The organism is Hyalangium minutum (assembly GCF_000737315.1).
In the GTDB taxonomy this organism is placed as follows: Bacteria; Myxococcota; Myxococcia; order Myxococcales; family Myxococcaceae; genus Hyalangium; species Hyalangium minutum.
Map to the genome: position 1 here is coordinate 187,413 of NZ_JMCB01000009.1, position 16,838 is coordinate 204,250.

Annotated in this window: 10 protein-coding genes; 4 read left to right on the forward strand and 6 right to left on the reverse strand. The window is 68.2% G+C overall.

The features are described 5' to 3' along the window. The first annotated feature begins 8 nt into the window (after window positions 1-8). The 4 genes from DB31_RS24560 to DB31_RS24575 all read left to right on the forward strand — a co-directional run bounded on the left by DB31_RS24560 (window position 9) and on the right by DB31_RS24575 (window position 7,206). Window positions 9-2,942 (forward strand): chemotaxis protein CheB, encoded by a 2,934-nt coding sequence (locus DB31_RS24560; RefSeq protein ID WP_052420204.1) that lies wholly within the window; start codon window positions 9-11, stop codon window positions 2,940-2,942. Between the two features lie 82 nt (window positions 2,943-3,024). Then, complete coding sequence (locus tag DB31_RS24565) at window positions 3,025-4,713, forward strand: hybrid sensor histidine kinase/response regulator (protein WP_169787089.1); 1,689 nt, start codon at window positions 3,025-3,027, stop codon at window positions 4,711-4,713. 77 nt (window positions 4,714-4,790) lie between these two features. Continuing rightward, the gene (gene glgC / locus DB31_RS24570; protein WP_044191844.1) at window positions 4,791-6,038 is read left to right on the forward strand and encodes a glucose-1-phosphate adenylyltransferase; all 1,248 of its coding nucleotides are present in this window, start codon (window positions 4,791-4,793) and stop codon (window positions 6,036-6,038) included. A 13-nt stretch (window positions 6,039-6,051) separates the two neighbouring features. Beyond that, window positions 6,052-7,206 (forward strand): dienelactone hydrolase family protein, encoded by a 1,155-nt coding sequence (locus DB31_RS24575; RefSeq protein WP_044191847.1) that lies wholly within the window; start codon window positions 6,052-6,054, stop codon window positions 7,204-7,206. Between the two features lie 8 nt (window positions 7,207-7,214). On the opposite strand, the gene DB31_RS24580 is transcribed toward DB31_RS24575, so the two are convergent. From DB31_RS24580 to DB31_RS24605, 6 genes are all read right to left on the reverse strand, one after another. Next, on the reverse strand, window positions 7,215-7,823 hold the full coding sequence (locus DB31_RS24580; RefSeq protein ID WP_044191848.1) for an MBL fold metallo-hydrolase: 609 nt from the start codon (window positions 7,821-7,823) through the stop codon (window positions 7,215-7,217). A gap of 59 nt (window positions 7,824-7,882) precedes the next feature. Continuing rightward, window positions 7,883-8,983 (reverse strand): hypothetical protein, encoded by a 1,101-nt coding sequence (locus DB31_RS24585; RefSeq protein ID WP_157232137.1) that lies wholly within the window; start codon window positions 8,981-8,983, stop codon window positions 7,883-7,885. 288 nt (window positions 8,984-9,271) lie between these two features. Continuing rightward, entirely contained in the window at window positions 9,272-11,074 is a 1,803-nt protein-coding gene (locus tag DB31_RS24590; RefSeq protein ID WP_044191852.1) for a vWA domain-containing protein, read from the reverse strand. Then, complete coding sequence (locus DB31_RS24595) at window positions 11,064-12,125, reverse strand: AAA family ATPase (RefSeq protein WP_044191855.1); 1,062 nt, start codon at window positions 12,123-12,125, stop codon at window positions 11,064-11,066. Before DB31_RS24595 ends, DB31_RS24590 begins: the two co-directional genes overlap by 11 nt. A gap of 170 nt (window positions 12,126-12,295) precedes the next feature. Beyond that, on the reverse strand, window positions 12,296-13,717 hold the full coding sequence (locus DB31_RS24600) for a reverse transcriptase family protein (protein ID WP_157232138.1): 1,422 nt from the start codon (window positions 13,715-13,717) through the stop codon (window positions 12,296-12,298). A 235-nt stretch (window positions 13,718-13,952) separates the two neighbouring features. After that, a complete protein-coding gene (locus DB31_RS24605) occupies window positions 13,953-16,829 on the reverse strand; it encodes a HEAT repeat domain-containing protein (protein WP_044191856.1) in 2,877 nt (958 codons plus the stop codon). Window positions 16,830-16,838 lie beyond the last annotated feature (9 nt).

Sequence of the window (16,838 nt, forward strand, 5' to 3'; positions counted from 1 at the left end):
CGGAAGCCATGCTTTACCCGGAGCGTTTTCCGCTGGTGGGCATCGGCGCCTCGGCGGGCGGATTGCCCGCCTTCCTCTCCCTGCTCAAGCACCTGCCCACGCAGACGGGCATGGCCTTCGTGATCGTGCAGCACCTGGCCCCGGCCCGCGAGAGCATCCTCGCTGGATTGCTGGCCAAGGCCACGGCCATGCCTGTCCTGGAGGCCACCGATGGCCTCGATCTCGAACCCAACCACGTCTACGTCAGTCCTCCGGGCGTGGGCATCACCTTCGCCCAGGGGGCCTTGCGCCTGAAGGCGCGCCGGGCTCCTGGGCAGCGCAGGCATCTCATCGATAACTTCCTGACCTCCCTGGCACAGGCCTCTCCGGGCCGGGCCATCGGCGTCATCCTCTCTGGAACGGGCACGGATGGTACCCAGGGGCTCCAAGCCATCCACGCGGCGGGCGGCACCACCCTGGTCCAGGAGCCAGCCTCCGCCGACTTCGATGGCATGCCCTGGAGCGCCATCGCCGCGGGCTGTGTGGATCACGTCCTGCCACCCGAGGGCATCGCGGAGGTCCTCGCCCAGCTCGCGAACGTCACGGCCCCCTCCCCTGGGTCCTCGGCCTCTGCCACGGCCTCTCCCTTGCTGATGCCCCAGGAAGAGCTGGGGCAGATCTTCCAGCTGCTGCGGAGCACGGCCAGAGTGGACTTCACCCACTACAAGCCCACCACCATCCATCGGCGCCTGGAGCGGCGCATGAGCCTGTGCAGGGTAGGACAGCTCGGCGACTACGTGCGCTACCTGCGGGAGCACCCGGAGGAGCTCGAGCTGCTTCACCAGGATCTGCTCATCCACGTCACCGCCTTCTTCCGGGACCCCGCCACCTTCGAGGTGCTCCAGCAGAAGATCTTCCCTCAGCTCTTCGAGAACCGGCCCCAGGAGCTCCCCTTCCGCATCTGGGTCCCTGGATGCTCCACCGGCGAGGAAGCCTACTCCCTCGTCATCTCGCTGCTGGAGTTCCTGGGGCCGGCCGCCGCGCCTCCGCCCGTGCAGGTGTTCGCGACGGATCTCAGTGAGGCCGCCATCGAGCAGGCCCGCACCGCCATCTACCCCGCGTCCATCGCCTCGAGTGTCTCGCCCGAGCGCCTGCACCGCTTCTTCGTGCAGACCGACGGCGGCTACCGGATCACCAAGGCCGTCCGGAGCCTGTGCATCTTCGCGCAGCAGAACCTGGTGAGCGATCCGCCCTTCTCCCAGGTCGACCTCATCAGCTGCCGCAATGTCCTCATCTACCTGGGGCCCGTGCTCCAGAAGAAGGTCATGCCCATCCTCCACTACGCCTTACGCCCCGGGGGGTTCCTGGTGCTCGGCTCCTCGGAGACGGTGGGCAGCTCCGCGGACCTGTTCTCCCTCGTGGACAAGCGCTGCAAGATCTACCGGAAGAAGAACGTCTCCCCCCGGCCGGGAGTCCTCTTCAGCTACCGCGACGCCCACGCGGAGAAGCCCATCCCCTCCCGGCGCAAGCACGAGCCCACGACCATGACCGAGGAGCTGCAGAGAGAGGCGAACCGCCTGGTCCTGGCCCGGTACGGACCTCCCGGCGTCATCGTCAACGGGGAGCTGGAGATCCTCCACTTCCGGGGCCACACCGGCCCGTACCTCGAGCTCATCCCAGGCGCCGCCAGCCTCAACCTCCTCAAGCTGGTGCGCGAGGGGTTGGCGTTGGATCTGCGCTCGGCCCTCCACGAGGCGAAGAAGAGCGCCCGTCGCGTCCGCAAGGAGGGGCTGGTCCTGCCCGCCGAAGGCACGCTGCGCAAGGTCAACCTCGAGGTGCACCCGCTGTCCTCCGTCACCGCCGGGCGTGAGCCGTACTTCCTCGTGCTCTTCGAGGAGGTCCAGGAGGTGGCTTCCACTCAGCCCCAGGAAGACCGGGCTTCCGCCCGCCGCGGCCGATCCAGCGCGGCCCAGAGTGAGCTCGAGCGGCTGCGCGAGGAGCTGCTCACGACCCAGGAGCACCTGAAGACCGTCCTGGCGCAGCAGGAGGCCACCCACGAGGAGCTCCGCACGGCCACCGAGGAGACCCAGTCCAGCAACGAAGAGCTGCAGAGCACCAATGAGGAGCTGGAGACGGCCAAGGAAGAACTCCAGTCCACCAACGAGGAGCTGACCACCGTCAACGAGGAGTTGGAGAACAGCAACCTCGAGCTCAGCCAGCTGAACAGCGACCTGAACAACCTGATCGGCAGCACGCACATCGCCACCGTCATGGTGGACAACGAGCGGCGCATCCGCCGCTTCACGCCCATGGCCGCCGCCGTGCTGCGGCTGTCCGCCACGGACATCGGGCGGCCCATCCGCGATGTGCAGGGCAGCCTCTCCCTGCCTGATCTGGAGGCCGCCCTCACCGAAGTCATCGAGCGCCTGACCCTCGTCGAGCAAGAGGTGTGCGACCGCGACGGGCACTGGTACTCGCTGCGCCTGCGGCCCTACAAGACGCTGGACAACCGGATCGACGGCGCCGTGGTGACACTGCTGGACATTGACCGGCTCAAGCGCAGCCTCGACGACGTGCGCAAGACCCGGGAGTACGCCAAGGCCATTGTGGAGACGATGCGCGAGCCCTTCTTGGTGCTGGACGCAGCCCTGCACGTGCTCAACGCCAACCCCGCCTTCTATTCCACCTTCCACATCAAGCAGGAGCAGACCCTGGGGCGCCCGCTGTACGCGCTCGGCAATGGACAGTGGAACATCCCCCGGCTCCGACAACTCCTGGAGGAGATCCTCCCGCTCAACACCCACCTTCAGGACTTCGTGATGGAGCACGAGTTCTACACCATCGGGAAACGGCGGATGCTCCTCAACGCCCGCCGGATCTCCAGCGATGAGCTGGGAAGCCCTTACATCCTCCTCTCCATCGAGGACATAACAAACAAACAACAATTCGATAAAAACAGGTAAATCAGACTAGCCTGGAGAAGGGGCGCGTGACTAAGCTCCCCTCTCTGTGTGTGTGGGGGGGGTAATGGGTAACCAGCGGAGCATGTCGCGCGCGGAAGTGGAGCAGGCTGTGCACTCGCTCGAGTGCAATCCCACCGCGCCGGATGAGCTGAAGCACCTGCTGCGGGAGCTGCAGCGCCACCAGCTGGAACTCGAACTGCAGAACCGCGAACTCCAGGAGGCGCACCAAGCGCTGGAGGAGTCGCGCAACCGCTACATGGAGCTCTACGACTTCGCGCCCATGGCCTGCGTGAGCCTGAATGAGCGCGCGTGCATCCAGGATCTCAACCTGACGGGCGCGGCCCTGCTGCGCCAGGATCGCACCTTTCTCCAAGGCCTGCCCTTCACCCCTTTCGTGGATCCCCAGGACGTGAGCCGCTTCCTGCTGCACGTGCGCCAGTGCATCGCGGGCGAGACGTTGAGCACGGAGCTGCGGCTGCGCGTCGCCAGGAGCCAGTTCGAGGTCCGGCTCTACAGCGCCCCGCTCCAGGACGGGAGGCCGCACGAGCGCATGTGCCGCACGGCCATCATCGACATCACCGAGCTGCGGCAGGTGCAGCTGCGCCTGAGCCTCGCCGAGCGCCTGGCCACAGTGGGCACGATCGCGGCGGGCATTGCCCACGAGATCAACAACCCCCTGGCCTTCCTCATGGGGAACCTCACGCTCGCCACGCTCACGTTGCAGTCCCAGGCCCCCGAGGCTGAGGTGTCACGGCCGCCAGGCGCCCTGGAGGGACGTCCCCCCGCGGAGCGGGCCCTCAAGGCGTTGGCTGAGGCCCAGACGGGCGCCGAGCGCATCCGGGACATCGTGAAGGATCTGGGCGCCTTCGCCCGCCCCACCGCCTCGAGGAAGGGGCGCGTTGACGTTCAGCAGGTGCTGGAGCTGTCGGTGAAGATGGCCATGGCCGAGATCCGCCACCGCGCCACGCTCGTGCGGGACTACGCCAAGGCTCCGGAGATCACCGCCGATTCCGCCCAGCTGGGGCAGGTCTTCCTCAACCTGTTGGTGAACGCGGCGCAAGCCATCCCGGAAGGCGCGGCTTCCCTTCACGAGATCCGCCTGCGCGTGCGCACCGAGGAGGACACGGTCCTTGTGCAGGTCGAGGACACGGGCGAAGGCATCTCCGCCCAAATCCTCGATCGCGTCTTCGACACCTTCTTCACCACCAAGGCGCCGAGCCATAGCATGGGGCTCGGGCTCGCCATCAGCCACAGCCTGGTGTCGCAGATGGGAGGGACCCTCACTGTGGAGAGCAAGCTGGGCCGGGGAAGCACCTTCTCCGTCCGGTTCCCCGCTGCGGCGCCCCCACCGGCGCTCACGAGAGAACGAGCTTCTCACCCGGCGCCCCCATCCGCTCTCCAGGGGGGGCGGATCCTCATCGTGGATGACGAGCCGAAGTTCGGCGAGACCTTGCAAATGCTCCTGAGCCTCTCTCACGAGGCCGTCTACACCTCCAGTGCACGCGAGGCCTTGCTCTGGATCCAGGAGGGCCACCACTACGACGCCATCCTCTGCGATCTCATGATGGCGGAGGTGACCGGCCGGCAGTTCTATGAAGAGCTCTGCCAGCTTGCGCCGGAGATGGCCCGCCGCGTCATCTTCATGACGGGTGGAGCCTATACCCCCGCCTCCCAGGAATTCGTCTCCGGGATGACACGCCCTTTGCTCATCAAGCCGTTCAAGGCCGATGCGCTCGATCAGGCGCTGCGGCCCCTCCTGCCGTCGGTTTAGTTGAAGGGAGGCCGTAACTCGTCAATCCTCCGTTGCGCAGGCCCGCCTCACTCCCCCTCGACCTCTGGAGGTCGCTCATGGCCAAGCGCATCCTTGGAATGATCCTGGCCGGTGGCCAGGGAACCCGGCTCGCCCCCTTGACGTCGCGGCGCTCCAAGCCCGCGGTGCCGTTCGGCTCGAAGTTCCGCATCATCGACTTCGCGCTGAACAACTTCATCAACTCGGGCATCTATTCGATCTACGTGCTGACGCAGTTCAAGGCGCAGTCGCTCACCGAGCACATCCAGCGAGGCTGGCGCTTCGGCACGTTCCTGTCGGACTACTTCATCACGCTGGTACCGGCGCAGATGTACCGCTTCGAGGAGCTGGGGCCCGTCTGGTACCGCGGCACGGCGGACGCCATCTACCAGAACCTGCACCTGGTGGAGAACCACGGGGCGGACCACGTGGCCATCTTCTCCGGCGACCACATCTACAAGATGAACGTGGCGCACATGCAGGAGGCGCACGAGTCCCAGCGCGCGGACATCACCATCGCCGCCTACCCGGTACCGGTGGCCGAGGCGAGCCGCTTCGGCATCATGCAGGTGGACGAGCGCGGCCGCGTCACGGACTTCCAGGAGAAGCCCAAGGAGGGCGCGAAGACGATCCCGGGCCGGCCGGACATGGTGCTGGCCAGCATGGGCAACTACATCTTCCGGCGGCAGGTGCTGCAGGACCTGCTCGAGCTGGATGCGCGCGAGGAGGGCTCGCAGCACGACTTCGGCAAGAACATCCTCCCGCGGGCGCTGAAGGACGGGTACCACATCCAGACGTATGACTTCACGCGCAACCCCATCCCGGGGCGGGATGCGCCGAACACGTACTGGCGCGACGTGGGGACGCTGCAGGCGTACCACGAGGCCTCGATGGACCTGGTCTCGGTGAACCCGGAGTTCGACCTGTACAACCCGCACTGGCCGCTGCGCACGGCGAACGAGTACAGCCCGCCAGCGAAGTTCGTCCACGAGGCCGGGGATCGGGTGGGCCGGGCGCTCAACTCGCTGATTGCCGGCGGCTGCATCATCTCCGGCGGCGTGGTGCGCGAGAGCATCCTCTTCCGGTGGGTGCGCGTGAACTCGTACTCGGAAGTGTACCGCTCGGTGATCTTCGACGAGGTGGACATCGGCCGCCACGCCCAGATCAAGAACGCCATCATCGACAAGGGTGTGCGCGTGCCGCCGAACACGAAGATCGGCCATGACCTGGAGCAGGACAAGGCGCGCGGCTTCACGGTGACGGACAACGGCATCGTCGTGGTGCCCAAGGGCTACAAGTTCGGCTGAAGGTTGGCACTGCATGCGGCGCAAGCTCCGAGCGGCGCTCCTGGGAGTTCTGGCCGCAGTGCTCGGGGCGAGCCTGCTGGTCGGGCCGCGGTACCTGCGAGGGCTCTCGCTGGTGGTCCGGGCCTCGGGGATGCAGGAGGAGTGGGCCACGTCGCTGGCCCGATGGCAGACGGGGCCGTTCGAGGTGTCCGATCTCCAGGTCCCCTCGCGCCATGGGCCGCTCAGGGCCCGGCTCTACCGTCCTCGGGAAGCACGGGGACACCCGATCGTGCTCACATCGGGAGTCCACGCGGACGGTATTGATGAGCCACGGCTGGTGAAGCTGGCGAAGGACCTCGCCACGGGTGGCCAGGTGGTCCTCACGCCCGAGCCCACGGATCTCCTCCGCTACGAGATCACCCCTCGGCTCCCGGACATGATCGAGGACGCGGCAGCGTGGCTCTCCACACAGAAAGAACTCGCTCCCGACGGAAGGGTCAGCCTGTTTGGCATCAGCTTTTCCGGGGGGCTCTCGATCGTCGCGGCGGGGCGTTCTGAGTTGAAGGACAAGGTGGCCGCCGTGCTCTCGCTGGGCGGGCATGGCGATCTGTCGCGTGTGCTCTCTTTTCTGTGCACGGGGGTGTTGCCGGATGGCCGTCCGCTGAAGCCCCACGATTACGGGGTGGTGGTCATTCTCATGAACGTCGCCGACCGGCTGGTGCCCCCGGAGCAGGTAGAGCCACTGCGCACGGGCATCCGAACGTTCCTGCGAGCCTCGCACCTCACGCTTCATGACGCGAAGCGGGCGGAGGAGACGTTCGAGGAGGCGCGTAGGATGCAGGGCCAGTTGCCCGAGCCCGCCTCTCGCCTGATGGGGTACGTCAACACGCGGGATGTGGCGTCCCTGGGACCGTTGTTGCTGCCGCTGGTCCAGGACTTTGCCGCAGACCCCTCTGTGTCGCCGGAGCGCTCCCCTCCTCCGTCAGCCCCTGTGTATCTGCTGCACGGCGCGGACGACACGGTGATCCCCGCCGTGGAGGCCTCACTGCTGGCCCAGGCGCTGCGGCCTCATACGAAGGTCCACCTGCTGGCGACTCCGCTGATCACCCACGCCGAGGTTGACCGGAGTGCGCAGTGGGGCGACGTCTGGGAGCTCGTGTCCTTCTGGACGCACCTGCTCGAAGAATAGCCTTCGCTTCAGGCTGCCGAGGAGGTGAGGAACTCCTCCAGCAGCTTCCGCCCATCGCGGAAGACGCACCAGCCGTCACCCACGAGCAGGGCCTCCAATCGATCATAGGAGAGCACCCGCCGGAGCGAGGCCAGCGCCTTGGCTCGATCCTTGAGGTTCTGCTCGGGCTTCAGCAGCATCAGCTCGCCCGCGCGGTGCGAGCGCAGCAGGTCGCCCGCGATGAACGTCGTGTCCTCCAGCATCAAGGCCAGCTCACCGGGAGTCTTCGAGCCCTCCATCTCCAGGACTCGAAGCCCCGGTACCACCTCGTCCCCGTCCTGCAGCCAGCGATCACACGGGACGGGGAACCCTTCCCGCTCCGCCGCGGGCCCCGCGAGCTTGGCACCGAACTCCGCGGCAATCTCCTTGGCGCCGCGCACATGGGCCGAGTTGGTCACCACGATCCAAGCCGCGCCGCCCAGCTCCCGCAGGTGCTTGCGGTCATGCTCGGACATTGGCAGTGGATCGATCAGGACGTTGCCGCCCTCGCGGATCCAGGCAAAGCCGTTGAAGTCGATGTCGAGCCGCTCGGCGAATGTGGACCAGCAGTAGAGATCCTTGCGGTGCAGCCGCTTCATGGTGGGCGCTCCCTGAACCGAAGAGTGGAAGTCGATAACCTGCCTCGCACCCTACTCCGTCACAGACGGCCGTGGGGAACCCGTCCCTGCTTCAGCGCCTCCACCTGCATGAAGGTGAAGGGTTGATCGTAGAGCACCCGGTCCTGCTGCCGCGTCCGGAAGAGATCGACGATGAGGTTCATCCGATCCCCCAGGTCGCCCCAGTCCCTCGCCGCGCTCCCCGCCGTATCGTTCGGTGTTCGGTCCAGCGTCGCCATCAGCGAGACGAGCTCCGGGTGCCCCAAGCGCGCGAGCGTGGGCGGGAAGTCCCGCTCGGCGTTCAGCGCCGGGATGTCCTCCCCGAGCCGCAGCGTCACATCCGGCAGCTCCAGCCGCATCAGCGATCGCGTCATCAGCTCCCGCCACAGCCGCTCCAGCTTGCCGGCGAGCGGACTGAAGGCGGCCTTCAGCGACATCTCGTGAAACGGGCTCCCCTTGCGCGCCGACGTCACCCCCATCAGCTCCACCACCTGATCGAGGACCACCTGCCGCAGCGGCGCATGCAGCGCGCCCAGGATCGGCCCCTGGAGCCGGGTCTGCTCGTGGTAGCCCACCAGCGCGTTGGCCAGGAAGATGCGCTCGGCCCGCGCCTTGGTGTCCTGCTCGAACATGGCCTCGTAGGAGTGGGTAAAGGCCCGGATCAGCAGATCCTGTCCCTCACGAGACACTGGCCCCCGCGAGAGCCTGCCCAGGAACCGATCCAGCGTCGCCTGCTCGTACTGCTCGCTGTCCGAGAAGTGCTCGATCATGGCCACGAACAGTGGCGCGAGCTCCTCGAAGACCAGGAGATTGCCCCGAGCGACGTGCCGGGCCACCTCGTCCGCGATCTGCTGGATGGCCCGCGTGAGCACCGTCTGGATGCCGAAGGGCGCCGCCCACGAGCCCAGCAACTCCGCCTGCAGCCCTCCCACGCTCCGCGTGAGCGAGTCCGCGCGGTCCAGCATCTCCCGGCTCAGAGAGGGCACCACCTCCTTGCGGATGAAGAACCCGGCCGTCTTCGAGGCCCACGTGGCGTGCGCGCACCAGGAGACGTTTTCCTCCCCGAGCAAGTCCGTCAGGGCGGTTGTCAGGACATGGTACGTGTGTGTGATGTGGAGGTTGCGCAGGACCGGGTCGGTCATGCGAAGAATCGCCTCGATCTCCGACGCCGTGGGGACCGGCCAGAAACGAGGCAGCGTGCCCCTCACCACCACGAGCCGCTCCGCCGCCAGCGAAGGAGCCGAGACCCGGGTCCCCGTCCTCGGTCGCGCGGTGCGGCCCGAGCGCCCCCTCTGCGCACGCCCCGATCGGGGTGTGCCCGAGGGCCTCCCAGGGCTCTGCCGTGACGATCGCCGGGGTCCCATTGCCCGCTCCTTGCCCATGGGAGGCAGCGACCCGTGAGGCGAGCGCCTGCCTGATCCCCTGCTGGATCAGACGATGCGGAACACCCGCCCTGTGGGCACGAAGGGCAGGTGCCGCCCCTGCGGCAGCAGGAAGGCGTGCTCGCGCCGGAGCTGAAGCCGGTCGCACTCTCCATCCGTGATGATGAGGATGGGCCCCTGTTTCGGGAAGTCCTCGGCTCGCTCCAAGAGATCGATCCCTGGCTGGAGGACCGTGCCACCTCGGCCGCGCACCCGCACCCGCTCGGCGATGGCCTCGGGTGCGACATAGCCTTCGTCGTACGCCACTGCGTCACAGAAGACGAGCCGCACCCGGGACACGTCCCGCGCCAAGCTGTAGCTCGCGATGGCCCCGAGCGCCTTGGCCAGCAGCTTGCGGTCCATGGAGCCTGACGTGTCCAGCACCACCCCGAAGGTTCTCCCCTCCTGGGATTCCTCCCGAGGCACCCACAGCGGCCGAGGAATGTCAGGGGTGGCCGACTGGCGCCGGCTGAGCCGTGTGTACGTCCGCCGCTTCTCCAGCGGGGAGAAGTGCGCGTCGAACCACTGCGCCAACTCCACGTCCCATGGAATGGGCGGCTGATCCAGTGCGCGGATCTCCTCCACCAGGCCCGCAGGCAGGAAGCCCCGGCCCTCGGACTGGTGGTACGCGAGTCCCTGCGACAAGCAGCGCCGGTAGAAGGCATCGAGCGTCATGCCATCGCCGTGCAGCCACCACTCGGGAGTGGTCCCGTCCAGCATGTCCCCGAGCCCGTAGCCGCGCAGCGTGGCCAGCTTCCGGTAGCGGCGCACGTCCGTGACAATCCGATCGTAGATGGCCTCCGCAGACAGCCCCTTGAGCTCGGGATCGTAGAGGACGCCGAAGCTCGGCAGCTCGCCGACGCCCATCTCCACCAGCCAGCCGTTCACCACGTAGTCGCAGGCGACGTTCCACAGATAGGGATCCCGCCCCTGGCGGCGTGACTGGTGACGCAGGCCCACGTGAAGCAGTTCGTGCGCGATGACGAAGCGAGCGCTGCCCTCGTACAGCCCGGCCGAGGGGTTCACGTAGATCTCCCGCGCCTCCTCGTCCACCGCCGCCACGGTGATCTGCATCCGCTGACAGACCAGCGGATCCTCCACCAGAGTGAAGTGCGCCGCGAGCGAGCCGAGCAGGGGGAACCGGGAGATGAACCACGAGCGCGCCCGCGAGGCCTCCGTGTGCACGCGCTCGCGCGGACTCATGGACTGCCGCAGCCCCGCAGCCAGCTCCACCGCCGAGTCCACCGCCTGCACGAGCCCCTGGGCCAGCAGCTTCTCCCAGTCCTGCTCCTGGCGGGTACTGGCCATTCCCACATCGACCATGTCGTAAGAGTTCGGGCCCGCCGCCCCGCAGCCCGCCAGCTTGGGAGGAATGCCGTCGCGAACGAAGCTCTCGTACAACCGCTCCTCGCTCTTGGAGCCGAAGTCCAGCTCCACCAGCATGTCCTCCGGCGGACGTCCAAACTTCAGATCCTTCAGGAAGCGCGCCACGAAGCAGTCGCACGCCGTCTGCCAAGCCACGGGCTCGGGGACGAGCTTGAAGTGGCCCAGTCCCAGGTGCAGCAGGCAGTGGGCGATGACGTAGGCCCACTCCTCCACCGAGCCGCGCCGCTTGGGATGCGCGTAGAGGACTCCGCCCGGGCCCACCACCATCCACCCGTTGGGCGGATACGGCGTGCTCTCGCGCCGGTACACAGCCGCACGCCACATCAGCGGGCCGAAGATGGGGTGGGCGCGCACCGTGCCGACGGCCTGCTCGAAGGCCTCAGTGGCGGGATCTCCTCCGCGCTTCTTGTCCTCCTTACGCGCCATCCTTGCGCTCCACCAGCCGAGGCAGATCGCGCACGATCTCCAGCAGCAGCCAATCCGGCAGCCCCTCGCCGTCCTGCCGTGCCACCACCATCTGCGCCATCTCGAAGCTGATGGCCGCCAGGTTCTTGATCAGCGCCTTGGCCCGGTGCGCCAGCTCGCGGTGGTGCTCAGCGAGCGCCTCGCGCGTACGCGGCAGCTCCTTGATGAGCTGGGCCCGCAGCGACTGCGAGAGGAAGTAGAGGACATCCCGATCCTCGGGCGCGTGGGGCCAGCCCATCTCGCCCCGGAGGATGGCGTTGAGCCGATACTTGCTGCGCGCCTGCTTCACGAACGCCTTGAACTGCCCCGCGTGCACGGGCGAGAGGCACCCGTAAGCCAGCACCTCCAGCGTGGCGTCCGGCACGTCCCCGCCATACTCCTTGAGGGCGTCGCTGAGCATGTGCCACGAGCGCGGCGTGGAGAACGGCTCCTCGTGCTTGGGAGGATTGCTCCAGAGGTGGTCTGGCCGCAGGCGGATGTAGTCGAGCACCATCGGGTGGAGTTCGGCCTGATGCGCCCACTCCAGCCAGTCTTGGTGCGAGGCCTGGAGCTGCACGTGGATCATCCGGTTGATGAGCGCCGAGGACATGGGCTTGACGATCGCGCTGTCCTGCGCCCGGTTGCCCGCGCCGATGACGATGGAGCCCGGGGGCAGCTCGTACTCGCCGATGCGCCGCTCGTGGATGAGGCTGTAGAAGGCCTTCTGCACCTCGTGCGAGCAGGCGTTCAGCTCGTCCAGGAAGAGGCAGTAGGGCTCACTGCGGGCAATCATCGTGGGCGGGCAGAAGCGGCTCTTGCCGTCGACGATCTGCGGCACACCGATGAGGTCCTCGGGCGCGAGCTGGCTGCCCAGCAACGACACGCACGGCAGCCCCACCTGCTTGGCGAACTGCTGGACGATGGAGGACTTGCCGATGCCCGGTGGCCCCCAGATGAACACCGGCCGGATGACTGCGACGTGGAGGAGATACTCGGCCAGCGACTTCTGGGTCAGCGTCTGGACAGCGTTCACTCGGGAGTGCTCCTGGTGCCGTGGGCTCCGGAGGCCCCATGACGACAGGAGTGCGGACTTCTGACAATCCCCGGGTCAGACCTTCAGGCCCGACCGGAATCGCCTCAGCACCGGCCCCAGCTCGCTCCCGGCGTTCACCTTCCACATCAGCAGCTCGGGAGGAGGCCGCGTCATTCGCCCAGCAGCTCCTTCACCTCGCGCTGCCAGCGCTCGCCCAGCTCCGGGTGCACCATCTTCACGTACGCTGCGTAGCCTCGCAGCCAGCCCGAGAAGTCCTTGCGGCCCCGCGACTGGGACTCCACGCCGTGCTTGCGGCAGTTGTTCAGGATCGCCTTGAACCGGCGGCGCTCCTCGCGAGGAATGGACACCTGCTCGTTCACCGTCAGGCCCGTCACCCTCTGGCGCGAGTTCTTGCGCATCACCCGCCGCTTCGGCGCGTTCTCCAGGAAGCCCTCCTGCTGGAGGATGGCGTTCACCCACCACAGGAAGCGCCCCAGCTTCTCGGGCGGCTTCTCGAAGGAGAAGGACAGGTCATCCGCGTAGCGCGTGTAAGTGGCACCCGCCTTCTTCGCCAACGCCGTGAGCCGAGCGTCCATGCGCCGGCACACCAGGTTTGCGATCGCCGGAGACGTGGGCGCTCCCTGCGGCAGTGCTCCCGGCCACACCACTGTCCCATCCGGCAGCTTCGGCCGGTGCGTGGAGAGCCCCGCCAGCGTGCGGGCCACCTCGTCACCGTAGCCGTGCGCCTGGAACAGACCCTTCACGCGCCGGTAGTGCACCGTGGGGAAGAAGTCCTCCAGATCCACGCGCACCACCACCGTGGCGCCCGTGTGCGGCTCGGCGTTGCTCACCGTGGAGCGCCCCTTCACGAAGCCGTGCGCGGCGTCGTGCGTGGGCATCTGCTCCAGGATCTTCTCGAGGATGGCGCGCTGCACCTCCTTGAGCTTCGCCCGAGGCGCCGAGATGCGGCGCACCCCGCCCGAGCGCTTGGGCACCTCGAACTCCACGTACCCCGAGCCCGCCTCCGTGCCCGGCCGCATCAGCGCGGCGAGCTCCTCCTCTTGCACGCCCACCAGCTCCGCCACATCCTTCCGGGTGGACAGCTTGGGCAGCTTGCCCTTCAAGGGAGGCTGCTTCTTGGGGCGCCCTCCCCAGCGCATGGGGAGACCGAAGTTCCAGCCCGTGGGGTTCCAGCCGCCGCGGGACTGGGGCGTCGGGTGGCGCGGCGGCTTGAAGCGACGGTCCGGCGGCGCCACATCCGCCAGCCCCAGCTTGTGCACCGCGGCCCGCGCCGCTCCCGCCACCTGCTTGTCAGGGTCCTTCACCAACCGGCGCAGCTGCGCCGAGGCCGTTGCCCGCGCGAAGAGCAGCGGGATCTGCTGCGTGCCCTGGTGCCGCTCGCGCGGGTCCACGCTGCGCAGCATGCGCCCCACCGGCGCCAGCCACTGGCGGCTCACGTAGAAGCGCGCCACCTCGTACTCGGCCAGATTCTGGTGCTGCTCCAGCAGCGCGGTGATGCGCTTGAAGTTCGCTTCAGGGTCCGCCATCAGGGGCTTCAGCTCGAGGAGGAGGCCCACCAGGTCCATTCCCATGCTCTCCCGGGGCTGCGGCCCCGCGCGTCGAAACCACTGCGCTCCTGGGGCCGCCGCCACCTGCACGGCAGATGCACGAGTGGTCAGGGAAGCCCGCAAGGCGGACCACGCGCTGCGTCGTTCTTCAATGGGTATCGCTGGCAGCCGCGACGTGACATCGCGGACGGAAGGCTGGCTGCACGCGACCCCAGGAGCACTGTTGACTCCAGCACATTCGATTCCCAGAGGGAAGCATTCACCGGGTCGGGGGAGGCTCGCCCTCCTCATCGAGGAGTGCCAGGAAGGTGTCTCGCGTCCCCCCGGGTGCCTGGCGGATGAGGGCGTTGAACTGCTGGGCCCGCGCGCGGACCCGCGCTCCGTGGGCCTGCATGGCACCGAGAGCCTCGGGGACCATGGTGGGCCGGGCGAGCACCTCCAGGTTCTGCGCCAGCTCGCGGTGGCTGCGGGGTGCGGAGAGGCAGGCGCTCACGCCGGGCTGCGAGAGGCTGTAGCGGTAGCAGTCCACCGCCGTGGGGAGCACGGCGTCCGCGGGCACCCCGGGCGCGGGCTGGAGCAACCGGCCATAGCAGGTGGCCGTGAAGGTGAGGACTCCAGTTCCCCGCGCGAGCGCCTCGGGGAAGAAGGAGGACTCCGCGCCTCGGTATGCGGCGCTGTGGCGCGTCATCACCACGGGCCAGGGGCGGCTCCGGATCGCTTCCGTGGCCACGTCTCGCAGGTGGGTGGAGAAGCCGAAGGCGCGGAGCTTGCCCTCGGCGCGGAGCTTCTCCAGGGCCTCGAAGTCCTCGTCATTGAGGCGCTCAGGCGAGCGCACCCAGAAGAGGAGAAAGACGTCCAGCCAGCTCGTGCGCAGCTGGCGCAGCGCGGACTCCACGTCCCGGCGGAGCGCCGCAGGGCCCGAGTGGTACGAGCCCGCGACCAGCACGAGTCCCTCCCGCTGGCTCCGGAGAGAGCGCAGGAAACGGGTGAGCTGGAGGTACTCTGTCTCCCAGAAGAAGGTGTTCACACCGGCCTCATGGGCCTCGGCCAGCGAGGCGGCGGACAGGCCGTTGGCGCCCGAGAGCACCAGCGGGGAGACGCGCAGCCCCGTGTTCCCGAGGAGGCGCAAGGAGGGCCGAGAGGGGCTCTCGGGAGGCGTGCGCTTCGTGGGGGTCTTGTCCCGGCGAGGCCGTGTGGGCCGGCGCTGCTCCAGGTCAGGGGCTGAGGAGAAGACCTCGTCCGGGAAGATGAGGGTCATCGCCTCGAGGTGGGCGACCACCCGCTGTGGCTCCGAGGTGTCTCGTAGCGCGGCGGCCAGGTGCTGGAAGGCGGTGGAGTCCGCACGGCGCAACAGCCAAGTGTAGGCGGAGGCGCGAAGATCGGGCTCCCGCGTACGCATGGGGCCTCGCAGCAGGCCGGCCAAGAGCGCGTCGAGTGTCTCGCACGCCTCGAGCACGGCTGCGGCAGCGGCTCGAACCATCGGAGAGGAATCGAGCGACAGGCGAAGGAGCGCCTCCAGTTCTTCCCGTGCGCCCTCTGCGTGAAGCAACTCTGCGCCACGGGCGCGCATCCACGGATCGGGGGAGCGCGCGCTGGCAAGGCCCACGCTGCGCAGTTCATTCGGTGAGAGGCTCACGCGGTGGGAGGCCAGGAGCGCGAGTGCCGATCGCCGTACCGAGAGGTCCGGATCGGACTCACATGCCTCTCGCGCCGAGGTCACGTCCAGCACAGCCGTGCGGATCCAGGGGTCCTCGTGCGAGAGGGCGTCGCGGCGTTCCTCCTCCGTGAGGGTTCCCTGCTCCGAACGCTCCCCGAGGGCCACTGCACGAACCGACACATCGGCATCGGTCGAGAGGCGCGCGAGCAAGGCCTCGTCGCCGACGCACCCGGCGGCCCCCGCAACGGCGCGGCGCTCGTGCGGAGTACAGGCCTGGGGAGCGAAGGCCACGAGGGCCCGCGCGAAGGCCAGAATGGCCGAGGGCGCAGGAGGCCGCTGCTCCCAGGCAGCGATGACCTCGTCACGCACGGACGCGTCCGGGTCACTGAGCGCAGCGAGCACCACTTCGCGGCTTGCGGGATCGTGTACGAGACCGGAGAGAGCTGCGCGCCGGACGGCGGGCTCCGCATGCCGGGCCAGGGCTTGGACCTGCTGGATGAGCTCGGGGTGATCCCTGCGCACCGCGATGCGGGCGGCCCAAGCGACCGCGCCCGGCCTTGGAGGTTCACCGAGGATACGCGAGGCCAGGGCGAGTTCATCCAGGTCGATCCGCTGAAGCAGAGAGCGAACCTCATCGGCGGAGTGAGGAACGCGCGGCTCATCCAGCCAGCGCATCACGAGCCTGACAGCCTCGGGATCCCGGAGTTCGATCAGACGCCGCCGCGCGAGGGAACGGAGCGGCTCGTGCGGATCTCCCAACCACTCCACCAGCTTGATGAGCGGCACCTCTGAGGCAGAGAGCCGCTCAAGCCGGGCTGTGACCACGGCGGGATCCTGGTCGTCCAGTCCCGCCTCGGCAGGTACCGGGAGAGGCCCCGCGAAGCTGCCCTCCTGAGGTGACGGAGCGGAAGAAGTCCAAGCGCCTTCGAGATACGCGGCGGCCGCCCGGACTGAACCGGGCCCTGCTGCATCACCTACGGCGCGCACACGTTGGCGGACCTCCGCGTGGGTCTCTCCCAGCCAGAGCAGCGCCTGCACGGCCGCGCTTCGCACCCGCCAGAAGGGATCCTCTAAAGTTTGGATGAGCAATTCGAGCGCGCCGGTGCCTGCGACGGAGGCAGCAGCTCTGACGGCGGCCCGCCGCACCCACCAGACCGGCTCCTCACGGACGGCCTGTTCCGCCTGAGGAAGCAGTTCCCGCGTCCCCATTCGGGCCAGGGCGCGCCACACGCGATCGCGAACCATGGGAAGAGGGTCGCGCAGCGCCTCAATGAGCGCGCGGGCAAAGAGGCGATCCCGCGCCTCGCCGAGCCGCCGTGCGGCGGAGGCCCGGACCTCGGCGTCCTCATCCCCCAACAGGGCCTGCCTGAGCGCGTAGCGGCCCGTGAGCGTCGTGGCATCCACGGCGTCCACAGCCTCGCGGCGCACCTCAGCGGACTCATCGAACAGCCGCACTGCGGCCGGGTTCAAAGGCGTCATGCCCCTCAG

What these genes read in the sequence shown, in the direction of transcription:
- DB31_RS24560 (WP_052420204.1), top strand. Translation starts at nt 9, where the DNA reads ATGCTTTACCCGGAGCGTTTTCCGCTGGTGGGCATCGGCGCCTCGGCG.
- DB31_RS24565 (WP_169787089.1), top strand. Translation starts at nt 3,025, where the DNA reads ATGTCGCGCGCGGAAGTGGAGCAGGCTGTGCACTCGCTCGAGTGCAAT.
- glgC (WP_044191844.1), top strand. Translation starts at nt 4,791, where the DNA reads ATGGCCAAGCGCATCCTTGGAATGATCCTGGCCGGTGGCCAGGGAACC.
- DB31_RS24575 (WP_044191847.1), top strand. Translation starts at nt 6,052, where the DNA reads ATGCGGCGCAAGCTCCGAGCGGCGCTCCTGGGAGTTCTGGCCGCAGTG.
- DB31_RS24580 (WP_044191848.1), bottom strand. Translation starts at nt 7,823, where the DNA reads ATGAAGCGGCTGCACCGCAAGGATCTCTACTGCTGGTCCACATTCGCC.
- DB31_RS24585 (WP_157232137.1), bottom strand. Translation starts at nt 8,983, where the DNA reads ATGACCGACCCGGTCCTGCGCAACCTCCACATCACACACACGTACCAT.
- DB31_RS24590 (WP_044191852.1), bottom strand. Translation starts at nt 11,074, where the DNA reads ATGGCGCGTAAGGAGGACAAGAAGCGCGGAGGAGATCCCGCCACTGAG.
- DB31_RS24600 (WP_157232138.1), bottom strand. Translation starts at nt 13,717, where the DNA reads ATGGGAATGGACCTGGTGGGCCTCCTCCTCGAGCTGAAGCCCCTGATG.
- DB31_RS24605 (WP_044191856.1), bottom strand. Translation starts at nt 16,829, where the DNA reads ATGACGCCTTTGAACCCGGCCGCAGTGCGGCTGTTCGATGAGTCCGCT.